The organism is Methyloprofundus sp. (genome assembly GCF_965251085.1).
Taxonomy (GTDB): domain Bacteria; phylum Pseudomonadota; class Gammaproteobacteria; order Methylococcales; family Methylomonadaceae; genus Methyloprofundus.
Map to the genome: position 1 here is coordinate 2,455,057 of NZ_OZ252594.1, position 26,364 is coordinate 2,481,420.

The 26,364-nt window shown below is 41.9% G+C and carries 23 protein-coding genes; 12 read left to right on the top strand and 11 right to left on the bottom strand.

Going from position 1 to position 26,364, the window contains the following annotated elements:
* Positions 1–2: 2 nt before the first annotated feature.
* Positions 3–1,274, bottom strand: coding sequence for a ribosome rescue GTPase HflX (gene hflX, locus ACQY3F_RS11340; RefSeq protein ID WP_428354943.1), 1,272 nt, complete (start codon positions 1,272–1,274; stop codon positions 3–5).
* 32 nt (positions 1,275–1,306) lie between these two features.
* On the bottom strand, positions 1,307–1,543 hold the full coding sequence (hfq, locus tag ACQY3F_RS11345; RefSeq protein WP_428354944.1) for an RNA chaperone Hfq: 237 nt from the start codon (positions 1,541–1,543) through the stop codon (positions 1,307–1,309).
* A gap of 506 nt (positions 1,544–2,049) precedes the next feature.
* Here hfq and ACQY3F_RS11350 point away from each other — a divergent pair.
* The 9 genes from ACQY3F_RS11350 to ACQY3F_RS11390 all read left to right on the top strand — a co-directional run bounded on the left by ACQY3F_RS11350 (position 2,050) and on the right by ACQY3F_RS11390 (position 12,655).
* Positions 2,050–2,334 carry an RNA polymerase sigma factor gene (locus tag ACQY3F_RS11350; RefSeq protein ID WP_428354945.1) on the top strand — a complete coding sequence of 95 codons (285 nt, stop codon included), beginning with the start codon at positions 2,050–2,052 and terminating at the stop codon, positions 2,332–2,334.
* Positions 2,335–2,435: 101 nt separating this feature from the next.
* Entirely contained in the window at positions 2,436–3,632 is a 1,197-nt protein-coding gene (locus tag ACQY3F_RS11355; RefSeq protein ID WP_428352931.1) for an ISAzo13 family transposase, read from the top strand.
* Positions 3,629–3,958: an RNA polymerase sigma factor gene (locus ACQY3F_RS11360; protein ID WP_428354946.1), complete on the top strand. Its 330-nt coding sequence runs from the start codon at positions 3,629–3,631 to the stop codon at positions 3,956–3,958. Before ACQY3F_RS11355 ends, ACQY3F_RS11360 begins: the two co-directional genes overlap by 4 nt.
* Before the next feature lie 154 nt (positions 3,959–4,112).
* Positions 4,113–5,474 (top strand): IS1380 family transposase, encoded by a 1,362-nt coding sequence (locus ACQY3F_RS11365; protein WP_428352972.1) that lies wholly within the window; start codon positions 4,113–4,115, stop codon positions 5,472–5,474.
* Between the two features lie 255 nt (positions 5,475–5,729).
* Positions 5,730–6,755, top strand: coding sequence for a FecR family protein (locus ACQY3F_RS11370; protein WP_428354947.1), 1,026 nt, complete (start codon positions 5,730–5,732; stop codon positions 6,753–6,755).
* A 52-nt stretch (positions 6,756–6,807) separates the two neighbouring features.
* A complete protein-coding gene (locus tag ACQY3F_RS11375) occupies positions 6,808–9,285 on the top strand; it encodes a TonB-dependent siderophore receptor (RefSeq protein WP_428354948.1) in 2,478 nt (825 codons plus the stop codon).
* Between the two features lie 48 nt (positions 9,286–9,333).
* Positions 9,334–10,173, top strand: coding sequence for a DJ-1/PfpI family protein (locus tag ACQY3F_RS11380; RefSeq protein WP_428354949.1), 840 nt, complete (start codon positions 9,334–9,336; stop codon positions 10,171–10,173).
* A gap of 191 nt (positions 10,174–10,364) precedes the next feature.
* Positions 10,365–11,369 carry a hypothetical protein gene (locus ACQY3F_RS11385; protein ID WP_428354951.1) on the top strand — a complete coding sequence of 335 codons (1,005 nt, stop codon included), beginning with the start codon at positions 10,365–10,367 and terminating at the stop codon, positions 11,367–11,369.
* Positions 11,370–11,485: 116 nt separating this feature from the next.
* Complete coding sequence (locus tag ACQY3F_RS11390) at positions 11,486–12,655, top strand: hypothetical protein (RefSeq protein WP_428354953.1); 1,170 nt, start codon at positions 11,486–11,488, stop codon at positions 12,653–12,655.
* Positions 12,656–12,723: 68 nt separating this feature from the next.
* On the opposite strand, the gene ACQY3F_RS11395 is transcribed toward ACQY3F_RS11390, so the two are convergent.
* Together ACQY3F_RS11395 and ACQY3F_RS11400 are read right to left on the bottom strand one after the other, a co-directional pair.
* Positions 12,724–13,737 (bottom strand): IS110 family transposase, encoded by a 1,014-nt coding sequence (locus ACQY3F_RS11395; RefSeq protein WP_428354954.1) that lies wholly within the window; start codon positions 13,735–13,737, stop codon positions 12,724–12,726.
* Positions 13,738–14,087: 350 nt separating this feature from the next.
* Positions 14,088–15,284, bottom strand: coding sequence for an ISAzo13 family transposase (locus ACQY3F_RS11400; protein WP_428352931.1), 1,197 nt, complete (start codon positions 15,282–15,284; stop codon positions 14,088–14,090).
* A gap of 268 nt (positions 15,285–15,552) precedes the next feature.
* On the opposite strand from ACQY3F_RS11400, the gene ACQY3F_RS11405 reads away from it, so the two are divergent.
* Positions 15,553–16,182, top strand: coding sequence for a TonB-dependent receptor plug domain-containing protein (locus ACQY3F_RS11405; RefSeq protein ID WP_428354955.1), 630 nt, complete (start codon positions 15,553–15,555; stop codon positions 16,180–16,182).
* Here ACQY3F_RS11405 and ACQY3F_RS11410 read toward each other — a convergent pair.
* The gene (locus ACQY3F_RS11410) at positions 16,124–17,038 is read right to left on the bottom strand and encodes an ISAzo13-like element transposase-related protein (protein ID WP_428354956.1); all 915 of its coding nucleotides are present in this window, start codon (positions 17,036–17,038) and stop codon (positions 16,124–16,126) included. The genes ACQY3F_RS11405 and ACQY3F_RS11410 overlap by 59 nt on opposite strands.
* 268 nt (positions 17,039–17,306) lie before the next feature.
* On the opposite strand from ACQY3F_RS11410, the gene ACQY3F_RS11415 reads away from it, so the two are divergent.
* Positions 17,307–19,481, top strand: coding sequence for a TonB-dependent siderophore receptor (locus ACQY3F_RS11415; RefSeq protein ID WP_428354958.1), 2,175 nt, complete (start codon positions 17,307–17,309; stop codon positions 19,479–19,481).
* Between the two features lie 474 nt (positions 19,482–19,955).
* On the opposite strand, the gene ftsX is transcribed toward ACQY3F_RS11415, so the two are convergent.
* The 5 genes from ftsX to ACQY3F_RS11440 all read right to left on the bottom strand — a co-directional run bounded on the left by ftsX (position 19,956) and on the right by ACQY3F_RS11440 (position 24,881).
* Positions 19,956–20,945 (bottom strand): permease-like cell division protein FtsX, encoded by a 990-nt coding sequence (gene ftsX / locus ACQY3F_RS11420; RefSeq protein WP_428354959.1) that lies wholly within the window; start codon positions 20,943–20,945, stop codon positions 19,956–19,958.
* Positions 20,942–21,604 (bottom strand): cell division ATP-binding protein FtsE, encoded by a 663-nt coding sequence (gene ftsE, locus ACQY3F_RS11425; RefSeq protein ID WP_428354960.1) that lies wholly within the window; start codon positions 21,602–21,604, stop codon positions 20,942–20,944. The genes ftsX and ftsE overlap by 4 nt, the downstream gene beginning before the upstream one ends.
* Before the next feature lie 3 nt (positions 21,605–21,607).
* Positions 21,608–23,416, bottom strand: a complete 1,809-nt coding sequence (gene ftsY / locus ACQY3F_RS11430; RefSeq protein ID WP_428354962.1) for a signal recognition particle-docking protein FtsY — start codon at positions 23,414–23,416, stop codon at positions 21,608–21,610.
* Positions 23,417–23,548: 132 nt separating this feature from the next.
* Positions 23,549–24,145 (bottom strand): hypothetical protein, encoded by a 597-nt coding sequence (locus ACQY3F_RS11435; protein ID WP_428354963.1) that lies wholly within the window; start codon positions 24,143–24,145, stop codon positions 23,549–23,551.
* Positions 24,138–24,881, bottom strand: a complete 744-nt coding sequence (locus tag ACQY3F_RS11440; protein ID WP_428354965.1) for an SURF1 family protein — start codon at positions 24,879–24,881, stop codon at positions 24,138–24,140. Before ACQY3F_RS11440 ends, ACQY3F_RS11435 begins: the two co-directional genes overlap by 8 nt.
* A 79-nt stretch (positions 24,882–24,960) precedes the next feature.
* Between ACQY3F_RS11440 and ACQY3F_RS11445 the strand changes: the two genes are divergently transcribed.
* On the top strand, positions 24,961–25,206 hold the full coding sequence (locus ACQY3F_RS11445) for a twin transmembrane helix small protein (RefSeq protein WP_428354966.1): 246 nt from the start codon (positions 24,961–24,963) through the stop codon (positions 25,204–25,206).
* 286 nt (positions 25,207–25,492) lie between these two features.
* Here the strand turns inward: ACQY3F_RS11445 and ACQY3F_RS11450 are convergent, their stop codons facing one another.
* The gene (locus tag ACQY3F_RS11450; protein WP_428354968.1) at positions 25,493–26,359 is read right to left on the bottom strand and encodes a cytochrome c oxidase subunit 3; all 867 of its coding nucleotides are present in this window, start codon (positions 26,357–26,359) and stop codon (positions 25,493–25,495) included.
* Between the last annotated feature and the right edge of the window lie 5 nt (positions 26,360–26,364).

Genomic DNA, 26,364 nt, shown 5'->3' on the forward strand with positions numbered 1-26,364 from the left:
AATCATTGTTCAACAATTTCTTCAACATCTACTTCATCCAAAACGCCCATGTGCTGCCGATCTATCTCTACCAGTAGGTCCCAGCCTCCTTGCTCGGTATAGTCTTCGCGCATTATATTGGCGACAGAGAATAATTTAGCACGCACATTGCCCTGGCTGGGTAATAAATGACAAAGACGCGTCACTTTGCTTGCCGAAAACAGTTCTGCCAGCGCCTGTAATAACAAGTCCATACCCGCCCCCGTCTGTGCTGATACCCAAACACGTACTGGCAAGCCAAGATCATTTCGATCTATACGTGGTGCAAAATCATCCAATAGGTCAATCTTATTAAAAACTTCCAGTTGCTGGTTTACATCTGCACCAATTTCTTTCAATACACGATTGACTTCAGCAATGGTTTCCGCCCGATACTCATCATTTGCATCAATAACATGTAACAATAAATCCGCTTCTGTTGCTTCCTGCAACGTCGATTTAAATGCCGCCACTAATTCATGCGGCAAATGGCGTATAAAGCCAACCGTATCAGCCAAAACAACTTCTGATGCATTGGGTAACTTAAAGCGTCTTAGTGTCGGGTCCAGCGTTGCAAATAACTGATCCGCCGTATAAATATCTGCGCCTGTCAGAGTATTAAATAAGGTCGATTTTCCCGCATTGGTATAGCCCACCAATGATAAGCCTGGAGTCTCCGAGCGCTTACGCCTGGCACGCCCCTGATGTCGCTGTTTTACTACTTTTTCCAGGCGGCTTTGTACCAGCTTGATACGCGCGCCTACCTGACGTCTATCATCCTCTAACTGGGTCTCTCCGGTACCCCGCATACCGATACCCCCTTTTTGTCTATCCAGATGCGTCCATCCTCGGGTTAGACGTGAAGAAAGGTGATTTAATTGCGCCAGTTCGACCTGTAATTTACCATCATAGGATTTTGCGCGCAGGGCAAAAATATCCAGAATTAAACCATTACGGTCTACTACTCTAAATTCTAGCGCAGCTTCTAAGTTACGCTCCTGACTAGGCGTTAAGACATGGTTAAACAACACCAGATCAGCTTCGCTTTCCTCAATTGCTGCCTTAAGCTCTTCTAGCTTACCCGAGCCTATAAAATATTTGGCATCCGGATACTTACGCGAGCCTGTTAGCACATGCACAACTTCCGCTCCTGCGGAACTTGCCAATTCTTTTAATTCATTTAAATCTTCCTGGCCTGCGTAAAGATTAATATGTACTAGAACAGCTTTTTCCCCAGATTCAGGACGATCAAACAAGGATATTCTCCTTGCCCCAGCAAATTCTCAAATTATTCAACCTCAAGATCTTTATTTATCATAGTAACCGGCTTGCCAGGTACTATAGTCGAAATAGCATGTTTATAGACCATTTGCACCATAGTATTTTTCAGCATCACGACATATTGATCAAATGAATCAACCCGGCCTTGCAGCTTAATGCCATTAACTAAGAAAATAGATACAGGCGTATGCTCCTTTCTTAGCGCATTTAAAAAAGTATCCTGTAAATTTTGACTTTTTGGCATACGCCTCTCCATTTTGTTGTTATTTTTATCTGTCGCTTAAAACTATCCAAACAAAGCATGGATACCTTACCGGCAATTAAACTGATTTACAAGATATAAGGTCTCAATGTTAAAAAACAAGCCTTCTTCATTTTTTCACCTACCCCAGAGGCACTCAAGCAACTCAGCCTCTCTATTGTCCAGCTTGTTTTTAGCAGATATGAGTATTTGTTATCTGCATTATACCTATGCGTCAAATCAATGCTTTATAACAGTCAAAACGAATTGTTTAACATAGTTTAATTAATGCCCTATTCGATGCACCTACTATAACACACTGAAAAATAGCATAATTCAATTATGGTTAGATTATTGCTTATATTCTTTACCCCCGGATAAATAATTCCTAACACCAATTTTCAGTCTATATAACACAGCATTCCCCCTAGGAACGAGATTTTAAAAATACCCGAAACTAGACAGGATGTGCTGAAGTACCTAGCCTAGCCTAGCCTAGCCTATAACTGTTGGATTTAATAAATCCTCGCCTTAGGCTGGCAGTGCATTTGAAAATATGGGGTTTAATTCACTTTAGTATGTATAAAATATCAGCTGTCACAGCATCGAAATTAATTCAACAACATCAGGATGAATTAACCCATTATCTTATACAACGAAATCACTGCTCTGACGTAGCTTCAGATATTTTACAAGACGCCTATTTACGTTTAATCAATGCCAGTCCTGACAAGGAAATAAAAAATACTCGCGCTTATTTATATAAAATTGTCAATAATCTAGCCATTGATTAGGGAGATGGAAAGAAATAATCATCCAAACGAAGTAAGCTTGTGTCTCAATAATTTATAATAATGAATTCTGAATTTATTCTCACACTAGGCAGATAAGCTTGTTGATATTAACAGATAGCATTATAGGTTGGATTATAAATACAGCCCATCGTTTAAAAGGCTCGGTACGTCGTATATTCATGGCTGAAACGGTGGAGCTACTAGGCTCAGGTGGTGCAAGTATTGCTGAAGAAAAACTAGGATGGAATAGAGGCACTATCCGAAAAGGACAATATGAACTTGAAACTCAGCCCATAGAAGATAATTTTTCAGCGAGAGGGCGTAATAAAAGTGAAGAGCATTTTCCTCATCTACTTGATGACATAAAAAAAATTGCTGAACCGGAGTGTCAAACGGATCCCTCTTTTAATTCCTGTCGATTATATACCCGGCTAACGGCTAAAGAAGTTAGAAAACGTTTACTGGAGATTGATTATTACGATGAAAAAACATTACCTTGCTCAAAAACTATCAATACAAAATTAAATGACCTGAGTTACCATCCAAAAAAGGTACAAAAAACAAAGCCTCATAAGAAAATCAAGGAAACGGATGCAATTTTTGAACAAGTTCATTCAGTCAATGGAATGGCAGATATCAACCCAAAAGAGATTCGTATATCAATTGATGCCAAAGCAAGAATGAATATAGGAAATTTTTCACGGGGAGGACGAAATCGGGTTTTAACAAAAGCAGAGGATCATGATTTAGATGTTAAGGAAAAGTTAACTCCTTTTGGTTTTTATCTGCCTGAACATGATGATTTTTTCCTTTTCTTTACAGCAGGCTATGCCAGCAGTGATTTCATCGTTGACCGATTGGAAGAAATTTGGCCAGAAATTCAAGAAAAATATGGAGTAGATATTCTGACAATTAACGCTGACAATGGTATGGAGAACAGTAGCTCCAGAACTCAGTTTATAAAAAGGCTTGTGGAGTTTGCTGAAAAAAGCAACATAAAGATAAAACTGGCCTACTACCCTCCTTATCATAGTAAATATAACCCAATTGAACGAGTATGGGGAGCCTATGAAAATCATATTAGTGGCGACATAATGGATACAGTTGAAACAACTTTAAAATTTGCCAAAAGTATGACCTACAATGGCAAAGCACCTATTGTTAAATTAACAGAAAAAATATATGAAACAGGAGTAAAGGTAGGTAAAAAAGCAATGAAGACGTATTATCAGTTTGTTGACCGAATGCCATCGTTGGAGAAATGGTTTTTGACCATTTCTCCTGGTTGTTCTGGATGATTATTTCTTTCCATCTCCCTTACCATCGTAGCAACAATAGACGTCAAGCCCGGCATGCTGACGAAACTGAACTCTTTGCACTGGCCGATCCATCCCCGGCACCAGACCATCAAGTGTATACTCAGGAACAGCTGGTTTTTTTAAAACAGGCCATTGCGGAACTTCCCCCTAAATGCCGCCAAGTGTTTATCCTGCATAAATTTAGATCTTACCCTTACTCAATAATAATGCAGGAACTGAATATCGCTGAAAGTACCGTCTTAAAACATATGGTAAAAGCAATGCAACATTGTCGCCGACGTATGGCTGAGCTAGATCCTGAATAAATCACACACCCTAAATAGATACTTAGTCGCTGCTGTAACGTCTTATTTAAAATAGTACCTAAATCCTGCAAGCATTATACATAATAATCCACAAAACTCCTTATTAAACAATGATATAATATCATTTTCCTGATTTCACTATCTCATTGTTTTAATGAAGCCCTCTAAAGTATCAAAATCCTCATCTCACGTAAGAAACCGTACCCGAACGGTAAAAATGACATCTACAGCACATGGATTGACAAGCCAGGCGGGACTGATTCCCGTCGTGAAATATTTAGACAGGATAGGTTTTGAAAAAACCGTAAAACAAAGCGTTCCACATCGGCGGGGTGAAAATGCAGACCATCACTTATCTGATGTGGTTCTATTGACGTTGGTTGGCATGATGGGGGGAGCAACATCAATGGCAAAGGTGACGACCGTATGGGCAGATAGCGTACTGCGCAAAGTAGCTGGCTGGATAAAGATTCCTGTTGAAACCACAATTTTACGGATCTTTAAAGAAGTAAGTGATAGGCAGATAAGCCAGTTTGAAACGCTCACGCATACTTTGCGTGGTCAACACTGGCGGCGATTGCTTCGTTCCGGAAAATCGAAAACTGGCATACAATCCGTCCAGTGGGTCGATGTCGATTCAACTGTGGACACCGTTTGTGGTCGACAAGAAGGAAGTGCCAAAGGCTTCAACCCCAAAAAGAAAGGTGCCCGTTCATACCATCCACAACTCGCTTTTCTAGCGGAAACAAAAGAAATTTTACAAGCCTGGTTCCGGACAGGCAATGCCTTTACAAGCAATGGTGTTGTAGAATTTACCAAACAGTTACTTGCACACTTGCCCAATCGGATGCGCATTATTTTTCGCGGTGACAGTGGTTATTTTGTCGGTGATTTGCTTGAATTTCTCGATACCAGAGGGCATGGGTATCTAATAAAGGTTAAACTTAAGAATTTGAACGCATTGCTGGCCAAACAGGCCTGGACAGCCATACAAGGCCGACCCGGTTGGGAGCAGAGCGAGTTTCAATATCGTTGTGGTGGCTGGTCTCGCTCTCGTCAGTTTGTCGCGGTCAGGATAAAGCAACCTAAACAAGTGACAGGACCTCAGTCCGAGCTTTGGGATACGGCAGAATATGACTATTTTTGTTATGTAACAACTGAACCTCTATCGCCTTGGCAAACACATAAGAAGTATGGTGAACGAGCGACGTGCGAAACATGGATTGAAGAAGCAAAATCACAAATGGGTTTAGGTAAAATCAGAACGAATCAATTTCTGGCTAATGCCGCATTATTTCATTGCGCCGTTCTTGCCTACAATACCGTGCGCTGGATGGCTCAATTGAGTGGCAACAAAACGTTGTGCCAATGGGAGCCGGATACACTTCGTACTTATCTGATTCGGGTGGCTGGAAAATTACTCACAGGCAATAATCAGCTGAGAGTCAGAACACCTGCAGATCCGCTCTATCCACAGGAATGGGATGATTGGGTTAAGGTGGGGTTACTCGCTTAACATTAACCGAAGTTAAGTCACTTTGATTAAAAGGTCATGGCACGTTGGCAGGGTGTTTATTGCCTTGGGCTCGGGGGATATCCATACGATACAAAAAATTTCCTCTATTTATGATTTAAATCTGGATATTTTGATCGGTTGGACAAAGAGGGCTGGCAAAGCGGCAGTAAAAACCTAATAACCACTTAGCTAGACAGGTTAATGAGAGTCAAAATATGGGCTTGCAGGATTTAGGTAGTAGAATAAACTTATGATATGAAACCACCCATGCACGACGACGACGTGCTTAACCAGGCGGCTATTTGGCAAGCCAGGCTAAGTTCAGATCAATTAACGACTGAACAACAAAGCAAATTTGATATCTGGCTTAATCACAGTGAAGCCCATCTATATGCATGGCAGGAAATCAACACTTTCTGGTCGCAACTAGAGTGTCTTAGCGACGTAGATATTAGCTTTATTGATGACTTTGCTGATGTAATTCCTTTGCCAATTGATAACATCGAAACACCCAGTATTCAGCCTATACATACACAAATTAAAAAAACGGCCTTTTTAACAGGGCGCAATTTTTCCAGATCATTACTGGGTATGGCCGCTTCAATGTTACTGATGTTTTCTGTGTTTTACACACATATACCACAGTATTTCGCCGATTATCATACGGCTCCTGGTGAGCTACGTACGCTAGTTTTAAGTGATGGCTCGCAAATCATGCTCAATAGTGATACCACTCTCTCGGTTGATTTTACTCAAGCGCAGCGAAATATTAACTTGCATCAAGGTGAAGCGTATTTTGCTGTCGCAGCAGATAATACACGCCCTTTTGTGGTCAAAACAACGGCAGGGCAAGTGCGCGCATTAGGCACGGAATTTGATATTAAAAATAGAGATGAAAGAGTGCTTGTGACTGTTTTTGAACATGCGGTCAGCGTGTCTCTAAACACAGGGGAGGTTATGAGTCATCTGCCACAGGGACAACAACTTGGCTTTACTGAATCCTCTTTTTCCAAACCGGGTGCTGCCAATTTAGCGCGCACGCAATCCTGGCGTAAGCAGCGTATTATTTTTCAGGATAAACCACTGGCTGAAGTGGTGGCTGAACTAAGTCATTACCGCGCTGGCAGCATTATTATTCTGGATAGTAAAACAAAAGCCTTATCAGTCACCGGCGTTTTTGATACCAAAGATACCAATATCGCCTTAGCGACAATTGAGCAAACCCTGCCGGTAACAATGACTAAAATTACTGAAAAACTGGTTTTTATCTCTGCACAATAATAAATTTAACACACACATAGATATTTTAGTGGCGTACTGTCGTCTTATCTACATGACCATTATTGCCCTTGCAAAGCACGTGCGCATAACTGAACGGACTTCGGTATTATTAATATATACCGTTATGCAGTGTCAGTCTGCACCGGTACGCGCCGATCAAACCACTGCATTTAATATTCCCGCACAGCCTTTAGCTTCGGCTTTATTGCAGTTCTCGGAACAAAGCGGCATAAAAATATTTTTTAAAGCAGAATCTACGCGCTCGATAACTAGCAAGTCCTTAATCGGGCAATACACTCCACAGCAAGCCCTGAGTAAGTTACTGGAAAATACCGGCATACAATACCGTTTTACCGAGTCACAGTCTGTAGCATTATCACCTGCCAGCAGTGAAAACCGACCTCCAGAGGTAATATCTTTAGAGCCCGCAATGGTTGTTTACACGGATTTCGCAGATCAAAACAGACCTTTAGGTCAGATAGACCTTAGCAGGAATAATGAAGCCAGGCGAAGCTATTCAAGCTTTTATTCCAGTACCGCAACGCGCATTAACACACCGCTTATGCAGTTACCTCAATCTGTACAGGTCATAACACGCGCCTTAATTGATGACCAGCAAGCCATTACGATCAGTGAGAGTTTACGTAATATCAGCGGCGTCGTACCTCGGTCACTGAGCATTACACCCAATTTTGAACCGACATTGATCCGTGGCTTTTCGACCATGCAAATGATTGATGGCTTTTACCAAAATCTTAATACCGGCGACCAGGAAAGTTTAGTCAATGTAGCGCAAATAGAGGTTATTAAAGGCCCCAATGCAACGCTGTACAGTGGTGGTGACGGCTCGCCATCGGGCGGAGTGATAAATTTGCTGTCTAAATTACCTGAGCAAGAAGCTTTTTATACGTTTGGGATAAAAACCGGTAATTACCAATTTGTTCAACCTTATATGGATATTAACCAGCCGCTAAACGAGAACTATTTATTCCGCTTTACCGGCGAATATACCCATAATAAAAATCATATTGAGGTATTAGACACTCAGCGTTACAACATAAATCCATCTATTACATGGACTAATAACGATAATACTTCATTCACGCTGCAGGGAAAATATTCAAACTGGCAACAACAGGATTACCAAGGCTTACCTTCAACAGGCACTGTTGCGGGAGATTTTACGATTAAGCCAGAACTTTTTATAGGGCCAGCAGATATAGGCGAGAGTGTTTCAAAACTAGGCAGTGTCTGGGCAACTTTTAAACATCGCTTTAACCCTATCTGGGATATGACAGCTAAAGCGCGTTATGCCTATTCTATGCATGATACTCTCAGCCAGGGTCTGGTAGGAGAAGGTTTTGATTTTGCGGCTGATATACCGCTAAACTCTGAAGATTTAGCGTTACTAGGGTATCCCGACTTACCGCATACCTGGGGTTTAAGTAATACTGAACTATTTCAGCAATCTGATGAGATGACTTTTCAGCTGTATAGTACCGCTCAGTTTGATTTTTCAGCCAGTTACAACTCAGTGATTATAGGCGCTGACTTTAGTAAGCATGATGAAGCAGGGTTTATCGAATTTGACCAGTTACCCACACAGATTGTTGATTTAACCAACCCCAGCTTTTTTCCTGACACTTACCCGGGCGTGCGGAATAATAACCAATTTACAAAAAACACCACCTTTGGTTCCTATATACAAGCGCAAAGCACTCTCTATGAACGCCTGCATTTGTTGGCAGGCTTTCGTGTAAGCACCATCATTAGCGACTTTAATAATACCACGCCAGGATTTGAATTTAGTTCTAATACCAGTACTACACGGGTATTACCGAATATCGGTGTGGTGATCACCTTAACGGATGAATTTGGCTTTTTTGTAAATTATAGCCAGGGAATGCGCGCTCAAAGTGGCGTGAACTTTGTTTCTACTCCCAAGCCTGAATTATCCGATCAAGTAGAGCTTGGTATAAAGTTTGATATAGCTAGGCAACTAACCGGACAATTGGCGCTGTACCGGATTAACAAACAAAACATTGTAGTTACCGATTTTACAGACCCCTTATTTCGCTCCACCACGAAAGGTAAACAAAGCTCACAGGGCATAGAAACCAACCTAAACTGGCATGCCACTGAGAGCTTAAGTTTTCTCGCTACTTATGCCTATACCGATGCCTGGTTTGCAGATGATCTGATTGTATCTGAAGGGAATCATATACCCGGCGTACCTGAACATGCCGGTCGTTTCTGGGTGAATTATGCCTTTCAACAAAAACTGCTTCAAGGCTTAAGTATAGGAACGGGGATTTATGCTCAGTCCAGTACCTATATTGAAAATGAAAACCTATTCAAAAGTGATGCTTTTTACACTATGGATGCTTCACTTGCCTATACCAGAGAGCGATATAAACTGGGTATTTCAGTAAAAAACCTGACCGATGTAGATTATTACCAAAGACTTAATTATTTTGGCTCGCGAGTGATACCGGCTCAGGGCACAGAAGTTTTTTCTCCGGGTCAGTAACATTTTAACCTAGACATTACCCCTCCCCATTAACCTAAAGGATCTATTATGAATCGACGTCAATTTACCCGGCTTGCCATTGCTGGTGCCAGTCTTGCTCCGTTTATCAGTGTCGCGCAAGCAGAAGCAAGTTTTGAACAGCGAAAAACTCAGGCGGATGCTGTGTCTATTAAAGCACATAAAGATTTTATGGCCGTGGAGGGCATAAAAATGATGGGCAATGAAAAAATTGCCATGTTGCTATACCCAGGATTTTACGCAGCTGACCTGGTTAACCCGCAGTTTATTTTTAACTCCATGATGGGCGCTAAAATCTATCTAGTCTCACCCACTGAAGATTTAACGCCTGTTGAGGCCGGAGGTATTTCCATTGTTCCCACGCATAGGCAAAGTGAATGTCCGGATGACCTGGATATATTATTTATCCCTGGCGGTGCAATGGGTACTTTAAAGGCGATGCAAAACCAGCAGTTTATTGCTTTTATAAAAGCCAAAGCAGCAAAAGCAAAATACATTACCAGCGTGTGTACAGGTAGCCTGTTACTTGCCAAAGCAGGCTTGTTAAAGGGTAAAAAAGCCACTTCGCATTGGACCACCCTGGATATATTAGCAAAATTTGGCACCACAGCGGTTAAAGAGCGGGTCGTCTGGGATGGCAATATAGTTACCGGGGGCGGTGTAACTGCGGGTATCGATTTTGCTCTGGAAATTCTGGCAGCGTTACGTGGCCAGCAATATGCCGAGGTCATTCAGCTACAGGCAGAGTATGACCCTGCACCACCCTTCAATGCCGGCTCACCAGATAAAGCCAGCCCCTTTGTTCGCGATACGGTGGCAAATATGTTTGCGCCCTTACTTGTGAGTATGGAGCACGAATTAGAGACTTAAACAATTTGCCTGCTTGCACATGGCTTATATCCGCAAAATAAAGAAAATTAATAATCAGAGTAGATAGTTTTGTTTCGCCCTGTCGTCTTATCTACAAGAGCAGTATTACCATTGCTAAACAAGTGCATGACAGTCAGGGTCTTTCAGCTCAAGTTGACAACCATTTTTTAAATAATAAAAGGAATAAATAAATGCAAATAATATCTAATTTAACCAGAGTACTTGCCTTAAGCGGCATGTTTCTAAGTGCAAATGTCTCCGCTGGCTCGGTAACAAGTGGCGAGTTTGTACTGGACTTTGATGAAGCAGCCTTGCAAAACCTGGATGTACAGGTGGTCAATGTAAACTGGTTTGACAGCGTAGCCAGCGCAGATAAAACGCCACAGCAAATGCGCGAAACGCCACCTGCTGATGCGGTACCCGATTCATTTGTATTTAAAGTCTTTGGTGCATCCATAGCAACACCCCCTATGGGTTTGGAAGAGCGGTCTCCACAGGCATCAACCTTTACCTATGAAGGCAACCCAACTAATGGCACAGGGACGATAGGTCTGGCAGGCTTTCATGTTATTTCTACCATCGGTGGTGGAATGTCTATGGGTGATTATGGCTTAACTTATGATGCCAGCCGCGTAGGCAATAATGCGAATAGTTCGGGTTGGTTGATCACCAATTATCATGCTTTTGCGCTGAGATCTTTTGAATTAACTAATGTGGAAATAAGCATTATTGATGATGAAAACTTCAGCATGACGGGAGATGTGGTTATTGCTAGCGGTCTGAGCTTGATGCTACAAGCAGATGAAGGAACTGATGTTGGTGATTTCAGTTTTACCACAGTAGGTGATAGTGATCCAGGCATTGAAGGCGCTATGGCATCTTATTCTGATATCACCAACACACTGACTTTACCCGCGTTGATGGCAGGTAAATCTATGTATGCAGCAAGTTTTTCAACATCTGTACTAGCCGATGGACGTGTTGCGCTCGACCTGAAAACACTTAACCCCAGCTCAGCAATGACACATTCACATGCCATGCTTGATATGAACACGGGCGTGCTTGCTATGCCAGAAGTCGCACTGCTGGTGGGTGACGATGCTGTGGGAAGTAAAGTAAAAGCCACCATGAAACTTGAGCCGGGTTATTTCCCTGCGAGATTTATCTTAGGTAACGTAGAGGCGATTGCTGAATAATTTTATCTGATTGCTCAGCGATATGTAAATTACTTTGCGCATGAAATAAACTTGCTAAGTAAGAAAGTTTGTTTTTTGCGTAGTCTCATACTTCACTCTCACCAGGATAAGAAATCATGTTAAATCTCATAAAAAAAACCAACCGTATCATACCTAAATCCCTGGCAATTATATGCAGTAGCTGGGTGCTATGTCATTCTGCCTATGCGCTGGAAGTAAATAGTGGACACTTTATTCAAACGAATGATCCGCAAGCTCTGGAAGAAAGCACTACTTTTGTGGTGAGTGACTTTTTTGATGATCTTGCCTTATCGACTCGGCTAAGAAATGACCTTAATTCAGATATCCTATTAGGCCCAGGTCCATTAGATACTTCGACCTTTATATATACAGTACATGGTACGGATTTTAAGAATAGTCCAATGCGAGTTCCGGGCATCAATTCTTTTCCCAGCCAGTTTGAATTTACTGAAGATAATGTACTGCAGAATGCTAGTAAGGGCCGCATAGGCTTAGGCGGCGTTATGCGTTTCGATCTTCCTGCCAAATCTGACGGTACGCCGCAATATTTTATGATGGGCGACTGGACGCTGGAATATGATGCGGCTCGTACGCAAGATTATAATTTTTCCGATAATGTAAACAAGCCTATTCGCCCCTCTGACTATGGCGTATCTGGCTGGTTTTTGCGTAACCATATAGATTTCCCTACGATTGGCTACGATATACTGAATTCAGAAATATTTAGCAATGCAGATTCGTTTTATTTATCCGGTGAATTGGGCTGGTCCCCCGAACTAGTATCTGCTTTTTTTCCTGAGCAAGAGCTATATCGTATCAGCGCAAAATTTGTCCTGTGTGCTCAAGATGATAATGCACTCGCAGAACAACCTGCAGCGCAAATTCCCTGTGTATTTCCAAATATTACTCTGAATGGGAAAACTGGAAATACCACTATTTCAGCTCCCGAGCAAATACACATAGCTGTAGATCTTGGTGTTGCTACAACTGGTCAGGATATCGATGCAGATTATTTTGTGGCATTTTTGTATCAAGGAACCTTGTATTGGTTAAATCAGAATTTTCAATGGACAACAACAGCATCCGCAGCTTACCAGGGTAGCTTAATTGACTTAAGAAACATAGCTTTGCCCAGCCCTCTGCAGGCTATAAACAACCTGCCATCAGGCTCAATGATTGAGGTTTATTTTGGGGTAGATGCAACACAAAACGGCAACTTCGACGAGCCTTATCGCTTTGCACATAGCACGCTAATTGTAGATTAGTACAGCAAAATAAACACGGTAGATACTCTATTAAAACGCAAGCGTAAATTTACAAATACTCATATTTTTTATGAATCTGTAGTGATGGGCAGCGTATAAAAACGCGCTCCATCAAATTCTTTATTCGTCCGTAACATGCCATGGATGGCGTGCAATAATTTACGCATTACAGCACAGACGGCTTGTACTTTTTTTAAGCCGTTATCATCAATTAAGTGATGATAATAGCCTTTAATATTTGGCTCGAAGCGGCTCGAAACCAGTGCAGGCATATACAAGGCCTGGCGAATATATTTATTCCCTACCTTACTGATACGTGGCTTCTTAGACACGCTACTCCCTGAATCAAAGATCCTTGGGTCCAGCCCCGCATGAGCAACCCATTGCCGAGCAGTCATATCCTTAGGTAAGATCATAAGCTCACTTAGTATTTGTACGGCTGAGGCTTGTGCAATCCCTTTGATTCCAGTGATTAATGTATAAGCCTGCTCCAGCTCTTCATTTTGATGAATGATATTAAGAGCACTGTCGCGAAGGGTTTTAATTTGTGCATCTAATATATCAATCAACTTTTCCGTCTGTTCAATGACCAGTGCAGGTGTTTCCACGGTTGATACTAAAGCATGAAGCTGGTTTTTAGTTTGTGTTTTTTGCTTATTTAGAGCTGCAATACGGCGCGCAGTGGCTTTTAAGCTGATACATTCATCGGCTGGACGTTCCCAGGCGTCAAAAGGCATTCTTTCAGCATAAATAGCTAAATTCCCTGCATCAATCGTATCGGTTTTGCTGCGTGTCATTAATACTTTAAAAAAATTGTGTGCAGCCTTAGGGTTAATAACCATCACCTCAATATTATCAGCCCTGCTAAGGGCGACAGCTAAATCAAAATGATAGACCCCTGTTGCCTCAATGCAAACCTTTGTTTCTCCTTTAAGTTTTGTTAAAGACCGAATAATTGATTGATGACCTAAGGGAGTATTATCAAAGGATTTAGCTTTACGTGCCTTGCCATTAACCATGACGACAACAACTAATTCCTTACAACTCACATCAATTCCGATAGTATTCATTTTTTCTCTCATATTTAAGTATTATAATGATCACTGGTTTCGAGGCCCTGACACTTCACCTACCGTCCTTGTGAATGCAGACTCAGAAGCATCGCTTACAGGTCTCAGATACTCCACGGCATGGATGACGAGGGTGGGGAGCCAATCTACATACAAGCTCGAAGCTTCAGGATGGGCCGGCTTCCCCAGAAAATCAGTTATTACTATAATTGTTTTGTGTTAAATAATCCTGTGTTTAAGAGATATGTTTAATATACAAGGATGGGCAAAGGGCTTCATCCGTGCCCATCAACGAAAACATGATGGGCACGTCGTACCTCCTTTGCCCATCCTACAAAACTAAGGGAGATGGAAAGAAATAATCATCCAGAACAACCAGGAGAAATGGTCAAAAACCATTTCTCCAACGATGGCATTCGGTCAACAAACTGATAATACGTCTTCATTGCTTTTTTACCTACCTTTACTCCTGTTTCATATATTTTTTCTGTTAATTTAACAATAGGTGCTTTGCCATTGTAGGTCATACTTTTGGCAAATTTTAAAGTTGTTTCAACTGTATCCATTATGTCGCCACTAATATGATTTTCATAGGCTCCCCATACTCGTTCAATTGGGTTATATTTACTATGATAAGGAGGGTAGTAGGCCAGTTTTATCTTTATGTTGCTTTTTTCAGCAAACTCCACAAGCCTTTTTATAAACTGAGTTCTGGAGCTACTGTTCTCCATACCATTGTCAGCGTTAATTGTCAGAATATCTACTCCATATTTTTCTTGAATTTCTGGCCAAATTTCTTCCAATCGGTCAACGATGAAATCACTGCTGGCATAGCCTGCTGTAAAGAAAAGGAAAAAATCATCATGTTCAGGCAGATAAAAACCAAAAGGAGTTAACTTTTCCTTAACATCTAAATCATGATCCTCTGCTTTTGTTAAAACCCGATTTCGTCCTCCCCGTGAAAAATTTCCTATATTCATTCTTGCTTTGGCATCAATTGATATACGAATCTCTTTTGGGTTGATATCTGCCATTCCATTGACTGAATGAACTTGTTCAAAAATTGCATCCGTTTCCTTGATTTTCTTATGAGGCTTTGTTTTTTGTACCTTTTTTGGATGGTAACTCAGGTCATTTAATTTTGTATTGATAGTTTTTGAGCAAGGTAATGTTTTTTCATCGTAATAATCAATCTCCAGTAAACGTTTTCTAACTTCTTTAGCCGTTAGCCGGGTATATAATCGACAGGAATTAAAAGAGGGATCCGTTTGACACTCCGGTTCAGCAATTTTTTTTATGTCATCAAGTAGATGAGGAAAATGCTCTTCACTTTTATTACGCCCTCTCGCTGAAAAATTATCTTCTATGGGCTGAGTTTCAAGTTCATATTGTCCTTTTCGGATAGTGCCTCTATTCCATCCTAGTTTTTCTTCAGCAATACTTGCACCACCTGAGCCTAGTAGCTCCACCGTTTCAGCCATGAATATACGACGTACCGAGCCTTTTAAACGATGGGCTGTATTTATAATCCAACCTATAATGCTATCTGTTAATATCAACAAGCTTATCTGCCTAGTGTGAGAATAAATTCAGAATTCATTATTATAAATTATTGAGACACAAGCTTACTTCGTTTGGATGATTATTTCTTTCCATCTCCCTAATCTCGTAACTATCAGATACGCTGAGTAGTTCCATATTTTTATTAACTATTAAAATGGATGCTGTACTAGAGTGCTAACGATTAGGTCACAAAATAAAGGCATTAATCGTATCAGGAAAAGCTTAACATGCAGTATAGCAATCTATAGCCTATGGACTTGCCCTGTGTACGCAGAGCCTTTAGCAGGCATAGAGCCCGCTAGTGACTCGTCTACTTCGGGCACAATATCACTCGGCTCAGAGCAACTCACTCCCGGTGGCACGGTTGTTTTTGATACGCTGTTAATCGAGGAAAATTCACTAGCTCCGATGAGCTACAATGTCTTCGACGCCAGCTCTGCAACCAAAACAGATACACCTATTATGGAGATACCCCAATCCATACAGGTTATACCCAAGGCGGTACTACGCGATCAGGATCTGCAAACCTTAGGTAGCGCGGTGGAAAATGTCTCTTCTGTTGTTGCGCCTAAAACCACTGAGCTATTGACCAGTGAATTTATTATCCGTGGCTTTAAATCACAATTTTATACCGATAGTATGCCCACCTATGGTCAGGGGAATGGAGCCGACCCACTCTCATTAGTTAATGTAGAGCGAATAGAAGTGGTAAAAGGGCCAACCTCAACGCTTTTTGGCGGTGGCCTGGGAGCGCCCACAGGCGGCCTGATAAATGTCGTCTCTAAACAACCACTGCCGGAAGCACAATACATTGTGTCTTTTCGTGGTGGGAGTTTTAGGCCAGTTTTATCTTTATGTTGCTTTTTTCAGCAAACTCCACAAGCCTTTTTATAAACTGAGTTCTGGAGCTACTGTTCTCCATACCATTGTCAGCGTTAATTGTCAGAATATCTACTCCATATTTTTCTTGAATTTCTGGCCAAATTTCTTCCAATCGGTCAACGATGAAATCACTGCTGGCATAGCCTGCTGTAAAGAAAAGGAAAAAATCATCATGTTCAGGCAGATAAAAACCAAAAGGAGTTAACTTTTCCTTAACATCTAAATCATGATCCTCTGCTTTTGTTAAAACCCGATTTCGTCCTCCCCGTGAAAAATTTCCTATATTCATTCTTGCTTTGGCATCAATTGATATACGAATCTCTTTTGGGTTGATATCTGCCATTCCATTGACTGAATGAACTTGTTCAAAAATTGCATCCGTTTCCTTGATTTTCTTATGAGGCTTTGTTTTTTGTACCTTTTTTGGATGGTAACTCAGGTCATTTAATTTTGTATTGATAGTTTTTGAGCAAGGTAATGTTTTTTCATCGTAATAATCAATCTCCAGTAAACGTTTTCTAACTTCTTTAGCCGTTAGCCGGGTATATAATCGACAGGAATTAAAAGAGGGATCCGTTTGACACTCCGGTTCAGCAATTTTTTTTATGTCATCAAGTAGATGAGGAAAATGCTCTTCACTTTTATTACGCCCTCTCGCTGAAAAATTATCTTCTATGGGCTGAGTTTCAAGTTCATATTGTCCTTTTCGGATAGTGCCTCTATTCCATCCTAGTTTTTCTTCAGCAATACTTGCACCACCTGAGCCTAGTAGCTCCACCGTTTCAGCCATGAATATACGACGTACCGAGCCTTTTAAACGATGGGCTGTATTTATAATCCAACCTATAATGCTATCTGTTAATATCAACAAGCTTATCTGCCTAGTGTGAGAATAAATTCAGAATTCATTATTATAAATTATTGAGACACAAGCTTACTTCGTTTGGATGATTATTTCTTTCCATCTCCCTAATCTCGTAACTATCAGATACGCTGAGTAGTTCCATATTTTTATTAACTATTAAAATGGATGCTGTACTAGAGTGCTAACGATTAGGTCACAAAATAAAGGCATTAATCGTATCAGGAAAAGCTTAACATGCAGTATAGCAATCTATAGCCTATGGACTTGCCCTGTGTACGCAGAGCCTTTAGCAGGCATAGAGCCCGCTAGTGACTCGTCTACTTCGGGCACAATATCACTCGGCTCAGAGCAACTCACTCCCGGTGGCACGGTTGTTTTTGATACGCTGTTAATCGAGGAAAATTCACTAGCTCCGATGAGCTACAATGTCTTCGACGCCAGCTCTGCAACCAAAACAGATACACCTATTATGGAGATACCCCAATCCATACAGGTTATACCCAAGGCGGTACTACGCGATCAGGATCTGCAAACCTTAGGTAGCGCGGTGGAAAATGTCTCTTCTGTTGTTGCGCCTAAAACCACTGAGCTATTGACCAGTGAATTTATTATCCGTGGCTTTAAATCACAATTTTATACCGATAGTATGCCCACCTATGGTCAGGGGAATGGAGCCGACCCACTCTCATTAGTTAATGTAGAGCGAATAGAAGTGGTAAAAGGGCCAACCTCAACGCTTTTTGGCGGTGGCCTGGGAGCGCCCACAGGCGGCCTGATAAATGTCGTCTCTAAACAACCACTGCCGGAAGCACAATACATTGTGTCTTTTCGTGGTGGGAGTTTTACCACGCTCAATCCTTCCTTTGATATTAACCAGCCGTTAACCGAAGATGATACGGTATTATTCAGGCTGACCGGAGAATATGAGTACTCAAAAAGTTATATAGATGCACTCGAAAATGAGAATTTTTCTATCTTTCCAACTATAGCCTTTAACTTTTCACCTGCAACGCAACTGATTATTCGCGGCCAATATAGTCATGTCAAATTTCTAGAATATTCAGGACTACGCGCAGAAGGCACTATCGCTGATGTGCCAGGGCCTGATCCTTATACAATTCCAGCCTATCGCTATTCAGGTGCGACAGATACGCCTAGATCAACAGTAGAAAATGCCATGGTAACCGCTGAGTTTTCGCATCGCTTTTCAAGTCATGTGGAAGCTTCAATTCAGGCACGCTATTATCAAAGTACGATTGATGAGTTTAGCTCTTTTACCCATACACTTATCATTGATGGCGTGGGGGATTTTGGCAAGCCAGGACCATCCTACCTCCCCTATTTCTCAGGCGTATTGCCAGCTACGGTACATGAGTTTGTTATTAACCCCAACCTGGTGATTGACTTTGATACCGGGTTTATGACCGATGTGACGCATAAAGTGCTGTTTGGGCTAGAGTATGACAATACCCGAAGTCAAGCGCAACTAGGGGTTTTTTATGACGAGCTTGATGATATCTGGCTGAATGTTGCAGACCGGCATGATGATATCACTTACCTGGGCATAAAAAATGGCAATATTTCGCAAGCTCAAGATGACCGCTATCAAACGATTGGTGTGTATTTACAGGATCAAATGGATATTAGTTCGCGTTTTCATCTCTTAACATCATTACGCTGGACCCACGTTAGCGTCGATGAAATTGGGGCGAAAACAACGAATTCCAACGTCACGCCGCGAGTTGGCGCTGTGTTTGACATGACTGACTCAATCTCTGTTTTTGCCGGCTATGGTGAAGGCTTTAGAGCAGTGACCGCCTTATTTGGCGATACCGCCGAGCCTGAAGAATCCAGTCAGGTTGAAGGTGGGGTTAAATTTGATTTTTTTCAATATGGGCTGAGCGGCTCAGTTGCCGGGTATCAACTTATACGCGAAAATGTCGTGGTTCCAGATCCTGATGGGGCATTCAGTTCTATTCAAGCAGGTGAGCAAATGTCTTATGGTGCAGAGATTGATTTTTTATGGGAGCCACTAGAGTCCCTTTCTATTTTGGGCAACTATGCCTATACACATGCCACCTTAACTGAACATCCTGACCCTGAACTAGGTGTGGGAGATCGGCTACCTCGCGTCCCAGAACATAGCGGGCGTGTTGCCGTACGTTATCGTTTTTTAGAGGGTATTTTTGAGGGGCTGGGTATCGGCATGGGAATTACTGCAATGTCTAACAGGGAAATCAGTTTGCCAAATACTTATACTGTGGATGGATTTTACCGCATGGATATGCAGGCTTCTTACCCACTGACAAAGCATCTGGATTTAACGATCAATATACAAAACCTGACCAACACTCAATACTATGAACCTTTCCTTTTTTTACAGGATGAGGTGGTCTCACCTGGCCCACCGATATCGGCATTTGCAACACTCACAGCACATTTCTAATCAAGACTGCAATTCCCCCCCCTCCTCTCTGTATGTGCTTTGCCCCGTCCAATCGGGTCACTACAGTTTTAACCTCAGAACACCTGATTTCGACAAAATGAAATTAAAAACTTACTGTTTTCACAAGATAATTAAGATGATCCTAAAACGCGTAGGTTGGCGCTGAGGATACGAAGCCCCACATGATATTGCACAGTAATTGTTGGGCTTCGCAAGCTCAGCGCCAACCTACATGTCAATCACTGGTATCAAGTTATTACCCTAGAGTTCAGGAGGTCGGAACCTAGAAAAATCAGTTGTTCACGCTGTCTAGCACAAGCTCTTGATTCCACCGCACTTGCAAAAAAATGTCCGCTTAACCTATGGGTGAAGCTAAAGTTTTTTGAAAGCGTTACATTAATTCAATATCTTGCACTATAACTTTTCGCTCAACTGATTTTCCAAGTTTAAATCGTGGCATTTTAAATAACTAAACTACTCAGGCTTTAATAACTTTAGTTGATATCTTACAACTACAAATGCACCGATCATGCCTAGTATTGATGCAGAAAATATCAGAGTAACCGAGTCTCTAAAATTCATAAAGCGTAATTGAAACTGACTTTGGTAAAGCAGTGATAGTTGATCAATAGGTCCCTGAATAACCATAAGTAATACAACAATAATACACCATGCCACTACACCAGAGATAAAGCCATACCAAAAACCGGTGTAAACAAAAGGCAGACTAATAAACGCATTAGTCCCACCTACCAGCTTAGTCACTATCACTTCATCCCTACGTGTTTGTAATTCAGAGCGTATGGTATTGCCGATAATAAACAGCACCGCAACTGCCAGCAATACCGTTAATATAAGCACGATACTATTAGCCATTTGCATAATCGCCTGTAAGCGTGCAAGCCATTGCATATCCATTTGCGCAAAATCAACGGCAGGATCATGTTGCAATTGCTCTACTAAGTGCTGTAGTTGGTAGGCCTCGGTTAATGAATCTTTAGGATAGACCTGTATCACTGCAGGCAATGGGTTGTTTTCCAATGCATTTAAGGCCGCTCCAAAACCACTGTATTCACGAAATTCAGCTAGCGCCTGCTGTTTAGATATAACACGGACTTTATCTATCACTGCATTAGCTTGTAGCTTTTTAGCGATTTTTTTGGCTTGCTTATCGCTAATTTTTTGTTCCAGAAATAATGATATTTGCTTTCCTGTTTGCAATGAATCGACCAGTTGCTGAGCATTATTCACTAGTACATAGAAACTACCTGCCAGGGCGATAGCTATTGCCATCACTGTAATGGCCATTGCCGAGGTAAACGGCGCTTGTAGCAGACGTACCAAGCTAGCATTCAGTGATTTTCCCTGCAACTTCAGAGCCGTTAGCGCACGATTTTCCGGACCACGCTTAATCACTCTCGCGGCTCTAGCCTTTGTATTTTGCCCTTGTCTTACCCGTTTCATTGGTACTGACCTAACAGTCGACCATGATCCAGTTTTAACACTCGATGATTTAACCGGTTCACTAAGTCTATATCATGTGTCGCAATTAAAACGGTCACGCCCACCTGTTTGAATTGTTCAAACAGATGCATAATTTCTGCTGATAATTCAGGGTCCAGATTTCCAGTAGGCTCATCCGCTAAAATCAACGCAGGCTTGTTAACCACAGCACGAGCAATCCCGATACGTTGCTGCTCACCCCCTGATAAAGCCAGCGGATACTTCTTCTCTTTACCTAGTAAGCCCACTTTGTCGAGTGCCGCGCGTACCCGCCGTGCAACTTCATTTGGACCCACACCTGTCACCACAAGAGGCAAGGCAATATTGTCAAATACGGTTTTATCAAACAGTAATTTATAATCCTGAAAAATCAGCCCTAGTTTACGCCGTAAATAAGGCACCTGTCTGTCTGATAAGCGGTTCAAGTTCTGCCCATCAATCAGCAACTGTCCACGCGAGCTACGCTCAATGGCCGCAATCAGTTTTAGCAAGGTACTTTTACCGGCACCTGAATGACCTGTTAGGAATGCCATTTCACCTTTATCGAGATGAAAGCTTACATCAAGCAAGGCATCGCCTGCATCGGCATAGCGTTTAAATACATGGTCAACAGTTAGCATAATCTATTGCGCGTCTTCGCCAAATAAGGCATCTATAAACTGCTCGGCATTAAAGTCTTGCAGATCATTTATACCCTCACCTACACCTAAGAAACGAATGGGCACGCCTATTTGTTTTGCCAAGGCAAAAATCATCCCGCCTTTTGCTGTTCCATCCAGTTTAGTGAGTGCAAGGCCTGTTAATTCAACCGTTTTATTGAAATGTTCTGCCTGAGAGAGCGCATTTTGCCCCGTGCCTGCATCTAGCACCAGCAATACCTCATGCGGTGCAGTATCGTCGACTTTAGCGATAATACGTTTGATTTTCTTTAACTCTTCCATCAGGTTGGATTTGGTATGCAAACGACCCGCTGTATCGGCAATCAACACATCAACACCTTTTGCCTGAGCGGATTGTACTGCATCAAAAATAACCGAAGCTGAATCTGCGCCTGTATGCTGTGCTACTACGTGAACATTATTGCGTTCTCCCCACACCTGTAACTGCTCAACTGCAGCGGCTCTAAAGGTATCGCCTGCTGCCAGCATCACACTATGTCCTTGTTGCTGTAATCTTTGTGCCAGCTTACCAATAGTTGTGGTTTTGCCCACACCATTAACGCCAACAACCAGAATAACATAAGGTTCTGACCTGTCAGGAATCACCAAAGGCTGGCTCACCGGCTCCAGCAGCTCTAATAATTGCTGCTTAAGCAATGTCGATAAAGCACTCACATCCTGTAATTGATGTTTCTCTACGCTTTCTTCCAGCCTGGCAATGATTTCAGTGGTGACATCCATACCCACATCAGCCATTAGCAAGCTAGTTTCGATCTCTTCGAGTAAATCCTGATCAATCTTTCTATTGGCAAAAGTTACCACCGACAGCGCCGCGCCTAAGCCCGTACGTGTCTTGCCTAATTGAGACTTTAAGCGTAAATACAGCGACTCAGGCTCAACCGGTTCAGGTACAACGACTGCTAATTCAGGCTCAGGAATTAACCCATCCTGGTCGCCCGGTTGAACTGGCGTTTCTAATAGCTCTGAGCTGGTATAGCGACTATAAAAACTAATAGCAATCAGCGGCAGCATCAATACCAGCCCATTTAGACTATGTATAACTGCCAGCCAGGCAGGCATTGCCATTTTGACGATGCCTATACCCGCTGCAAATTGCACTAGCAATAATATGCTGATTGCCACACCTGACCAGCGCACCTGTTTAACCCGGCTTTGAGTCGCAGAAAACATTACCCATGTCAGCACAACAAAGATCACTAATGCCAATAGTCGGTGCGACCAGTTTAAGGCAACTTTTGCAGCAAACGATAAAGGTGCGAACAGGTTAAATGCATTTTGATAATCTGCCTGAGGCCACCAGGTATTTAAGCAGCGCGGAAAATCACCACAAACCAATGCTGCATTATTTGCAGCTAGCCATGCCCCTAGCGTCAATTGCAGTAATAAAAGAATCATACTGATAGCGAGCAACCATTGCTTGCCAGCATCCACCTTCTTTATATACCCCGGTTGACTGCTTAAGTATGCAAGGGAGCCAATAAATAAACTGCCTGCACTGATTAAATAATGTAAAAAATGCCGAAGAACCGGACTTGGCAATAACTCTGGATGTATGCTCAGTAGAATTTGCACTGCTACTAAACCACCTAGAATTAGGGTATAAACAATTAACTTAAGACGCGCTGTTTTTTGCAAAAAACTTGCAATTAACATCGCGCCTAGAAACAGCAGCAAATCAAAGGTACTGATAAAGTGGCTTAATCCCACTATATTTTCAGTACTCATATTCGCTTGACTGAGCATTTCTGTCATCTGTGTATAACAGCCAGAAAGCTCGCTACAAGAGATAGGGCTTTGATGAGTCACTCGCAGGTAGGTGCCAGATGCTGTCAGTATTAAAACAAAAATACAAACTAAAAAAGTAAATAATCTGAACATACCTGCCTACCCAATTTGAGAAATTCTAAGTAATTTTTTCAAATCACCTTTTACTGCATACGGATCAAAACCTGCCTGGTATTGCATCATAATATTTCCCAGAGGATCCATTATTAATAACCTGCCTTCTGTTATTTCTCCGCCTAACAGTTGTTTAATTTTCAACGCTAGAGCAGGTGCTGGTTGTACTTTTATCAGCCGATCATCTTCATCCCACCAGGGCTGAAATCCAGGCTCTTGTTTTCCCTGCATAATCATAACTGCACGCCTGGTGCGCGTGAGATCTTTATTCAGCATTAAACGTAATTGCCTGGTCGCATGAATGGCATCGACACAAAGCTTGTTACATTTACCAGCGGGGATAATATTAAGCATGACCCAGTGGCCATCCAGTTGTTTTATATTTTCTTTTGAAAATTCATCTACACCCTGAAATTCAGAGCGTTGCATGGTAATAACCGGAATAATCAAATCGCCATTATTGGTTGAAGCAGGCTTAAAATCAGGGTCTGTCGTTAAATACCAGGCAACCGAAAAAGGGATAAGCGTCATTAGGGCTAGAATAATAATCGTGCGGTGGTTTTTTTGTATTTGCTTAGTCATTTTTATGTGTTTTACAACTGATCCATAGAACCAATAGAGTTAAAGTAGCCGCAAGAGCAAACCATTGAAATGCATAAGCTGTATGTTTCTCTGGGGGTATGCGTGCGTGAATTTGCCAATCGCGAACATAACCATAGGGTTCTGCAGCTGACAACTGTAATTGAAAATCTTCTATAGGCTGATTTAATTTTTTGCTTATTTTTTGTTTATTTATTATTTGCACCACGGTCGGCCAGCCGTCCCCGGGCTCATCAGCACCTGCAAGTACCAGGCCTACCTGGGGGAAATGATTAAGCATCCCGCTAATCGCAATATTCCCCGCAGGGGGTATAAGCTCTATATTTGGCAGACTCTTTCTATCCTTGCCCATCAACACCCAGCCACGATTGACCAGAATTGTTTTAGCTTCATCCGCGAGTATAAAGGGGGTTAAAACAGCATAGCCCACTTTTCCATTTAAAATCTGACTATCTAATAATATCTGATGCTGCACATCATAATGCCCCCGTGTGACAACCTGTCTATATCTGAGATCATTATCCCCAGCTAATAATTCGCCTAGCGGCTGCTTATCAGTAAGCAACCGGGCACTCTGACTGGCTAATAGTTCACGCTTTTCTTGCGCTCGGCTTAACTGCCAAAATCCCAGCCGCACTAATAAAACCAGCATAGTGACAAACACAATCAGCGGTAAAATTTTTATTCTACAGCGGCATACTCTAAAACCAGAGGTCATGGATAGGTCGTTACTTTAATGTTTGTTATGTATTAATGTATTAAGATATAAGTATTATTCTGTAGACTATCTTAACATTATGCTAAAAATTCTTATTATTCTTGTCTTTCTTGCCATTATCGCCAGCCTTGGCATCGCACTATTTCATCTGATAAAAAATAAAGAAACTTCTGAAAAAACGGTTAAAGCACTGACCTACCGAATTAGTATTTCGCTTGCTTTATTTATCTTATTGTCCATTGCTCTAATGTCCGGGCTTATACAACCGACCGGAATAGGCATGCAGATGCAGCTGCAGAAAGAAAAAATGGCACAACAACAATAATTTATTAATAATATTCGTATCTATTCAGCCTACTTAATGGGGCGCAGGCTTTAGAGGCTGTGAAAGTATTCAATATTATGACTACAACGACAGGTTCCGTAGGTTGGGGTGAGCTTGCGAACCCCAACAATCAATGACTTACTTAGCCTCGGTTGTTGGGGTTCATGCTTCACCCCCAACCTACAAAAATACTTTCACAGGCTCTAAAACCAGGACAAATTAATGATAGGCAAAAAAAAAGCACGGCCTTTTTATAGGCCGTGCTTTTTCGCATCAAGCAGTTCGTTTATAACAAATAAACAAAGATAAACAAGCCTAACCATACGACATCCACAAAATGCCAATACCAGGCAGCAGCTTCGAAAACGAAATGATTTTCCGGTGTAAAGTGACCTTTAGAGCTACGGAATAAAACAACCGTTAGCATAATTGCCCCGATACACACGTGTGCACCGTGAAAACCTGTCAGCATAAAGAAGGTTGAACCATAAATTCCAGAACCTAAGGTTAAGCCCATATCATAATAGGCTTCGTGGTACTCTAAGGCCTGAAAACCAACGAATAAAAACCCCAGACAAACCGTTGCCCCTAATCCTTTAATCAGTTGCGAACGATTCTTGGCTAGCAGACCATGATGCGCCCAAGTGCAGGTTACTCCACTGGTCAGTAGGATTAAGGTATTCAATAATGGCAGACCAAAAGCCCCCATAGGCTCGAATTCGCCGCCGATATTACCGGGACCGTTAGAAGGCCATACAGAGGCAAATGAAGGCCATAACATATTACTTGAACGGCCTGGTCCATCACCAATACCTGATAACCAGTCAGCAGATAAATTACGCGTATACCAAAGAGTGCCGAAAAACACTGCGAAAAACATGATTTCCGAAAAAATAAACCACATCATCCCCATACGGTAGGAAATCCCTACTTGATGGCTATACATGCCAGATTCACTTTCATTTGCCTGCAAGGTAAACCAGCCGGCCAGCATTACTATAAAAATTGCCAGCCCGAGTAACATAAAAGTATACCCTGCAGCATTACCATTCAGATAATTTGCAAAGCCGGCTAAGGAGGTCAATAAACCAGCCGTTGCAATAATCGGCCAGGTTGCCTTATTTGGAATGTAATATGCGCCTGTAGACATCATTATCC

What these genes read in the sequence shown, in the direction of transcription:
- hfq (WP_428354944.1), bottom strand. Translation starts at nt 1,543, where the DNA reads ATGCCAAAAAGTCAAAATTTACAGGATACTTTTTTAAATGCGCTAAGA.
- ACQY3F_RS11360 (WP_428354946.1), top strand. Translation starts at nt 3,629, where the DNA reads ATGATTATTTCTTTCCATCTCCCTTACCATCGTAGCAACAATAGACGT.
- ACQY3F_RS11365 (WP_428352972.1), top strand. Translation starts at nt 4,113, where the DNA reads ATGAAGCCCTCTAAAGTATCAAAATCCTCATCTCACGTAAGAAACCGT.
- ACQY3F_RS11370 (WP_428354947.1), top strand. Translation starts at nt 5,730, where the DNA reads ATGAAACCACCCATGCACGACGACGACGTGCTTAACCAGGCGGCTATT.
- ACQY3F_RS11375 (WP_428354948.1), top strand. Translation starts at nt 6,808, where the DNA reads ATGACCATTATTGCCCTTGCAAAGCACGTGCGCATAACTGAACGGACT.
- ACQY3F_RS11380 (WP_428354949.1), top strand. Translation starts at nt 9,334, where the DNA reads ATGAATCGACGTCAATTTACCCGGCTTGCCATTGCTGGTGCCAGTCTT.
- ACQY3F_RS11385 (WP_428354951.1), top strand. Translation starts at nt 10,365, where the DNA reads ATGCAAATAATATCTAATTTAACCAGAGTACTTGCCTTAAGCGGCATG.
- ACQY3F_RS11390 (WP_428354953.1), top strand. Translation starts at nt 11,486, where the DNA reads ATGTTAAATCTCATAAAAAAAACCAACCGTATCATACCTAAATCCCTG.
- ACQY3F_RS11395 (WP_428354954.1), bottom strand. Translation starts at nt 13,737, where the DNA reads ATGAGAGAAAAAATGAATACTATCGGAATTGATGTGAGTTGTAAGGAA.
- ftsX (WP_428354959.1), bottom strand. Translation starts at nt 20,945, where the DNA reads ATGAAACGGGTAAGACAAGGGCAAAATACAAAGGCTAGAGCCGCGAGA.
- ftsE (WP_428354960.1), bottom strand. Translation starts at nt 21,604, where the DNA reads ATGCTAACTGTTGACCATGTATTTAAACGCTATGCCGATGCAGGCGAT.
- ftsY (WP_428354962.1), bottom strand. Translation starts at nt 23,416, where the DNA reads ATGACAGAAATGCTCAGTCAAGCGAATATGAGTACTGAAAATATAGTG.
- ACQY3F_RS11435 (WP_428354963.1), bottom strand. Translation starts at nt 24,145, where the DNA reads ATGACTAAGCAAATACAAAAAAACCACCGCACGATTATTATTCTAGCC.
- ACQY3F_RS11440 (WP_428354965.1), bottom strand. Translation starts at nt 24,881, where the DNA reads ATGACCTCTGGTTTTAGAGTATGCCGCTGTAGAATAAAAATTTTACCG.
- ACQY3F_RS11445 (WP_428354966.1), top strand. Translation starts at nt 24,961, where the DNA reads ATGCTAAAAATTCTTATTATTCTTGTCTTTCTTGCCATTATCGCCAGC.
- ACQY3F_RS11450 (WP_428354968.1), bottom strand. Translation starts at nt 26,359, where the DNA reads ATGATGTCTACAGGCGCATATTACATTCCAAATAAGGCAACCTGGCCG.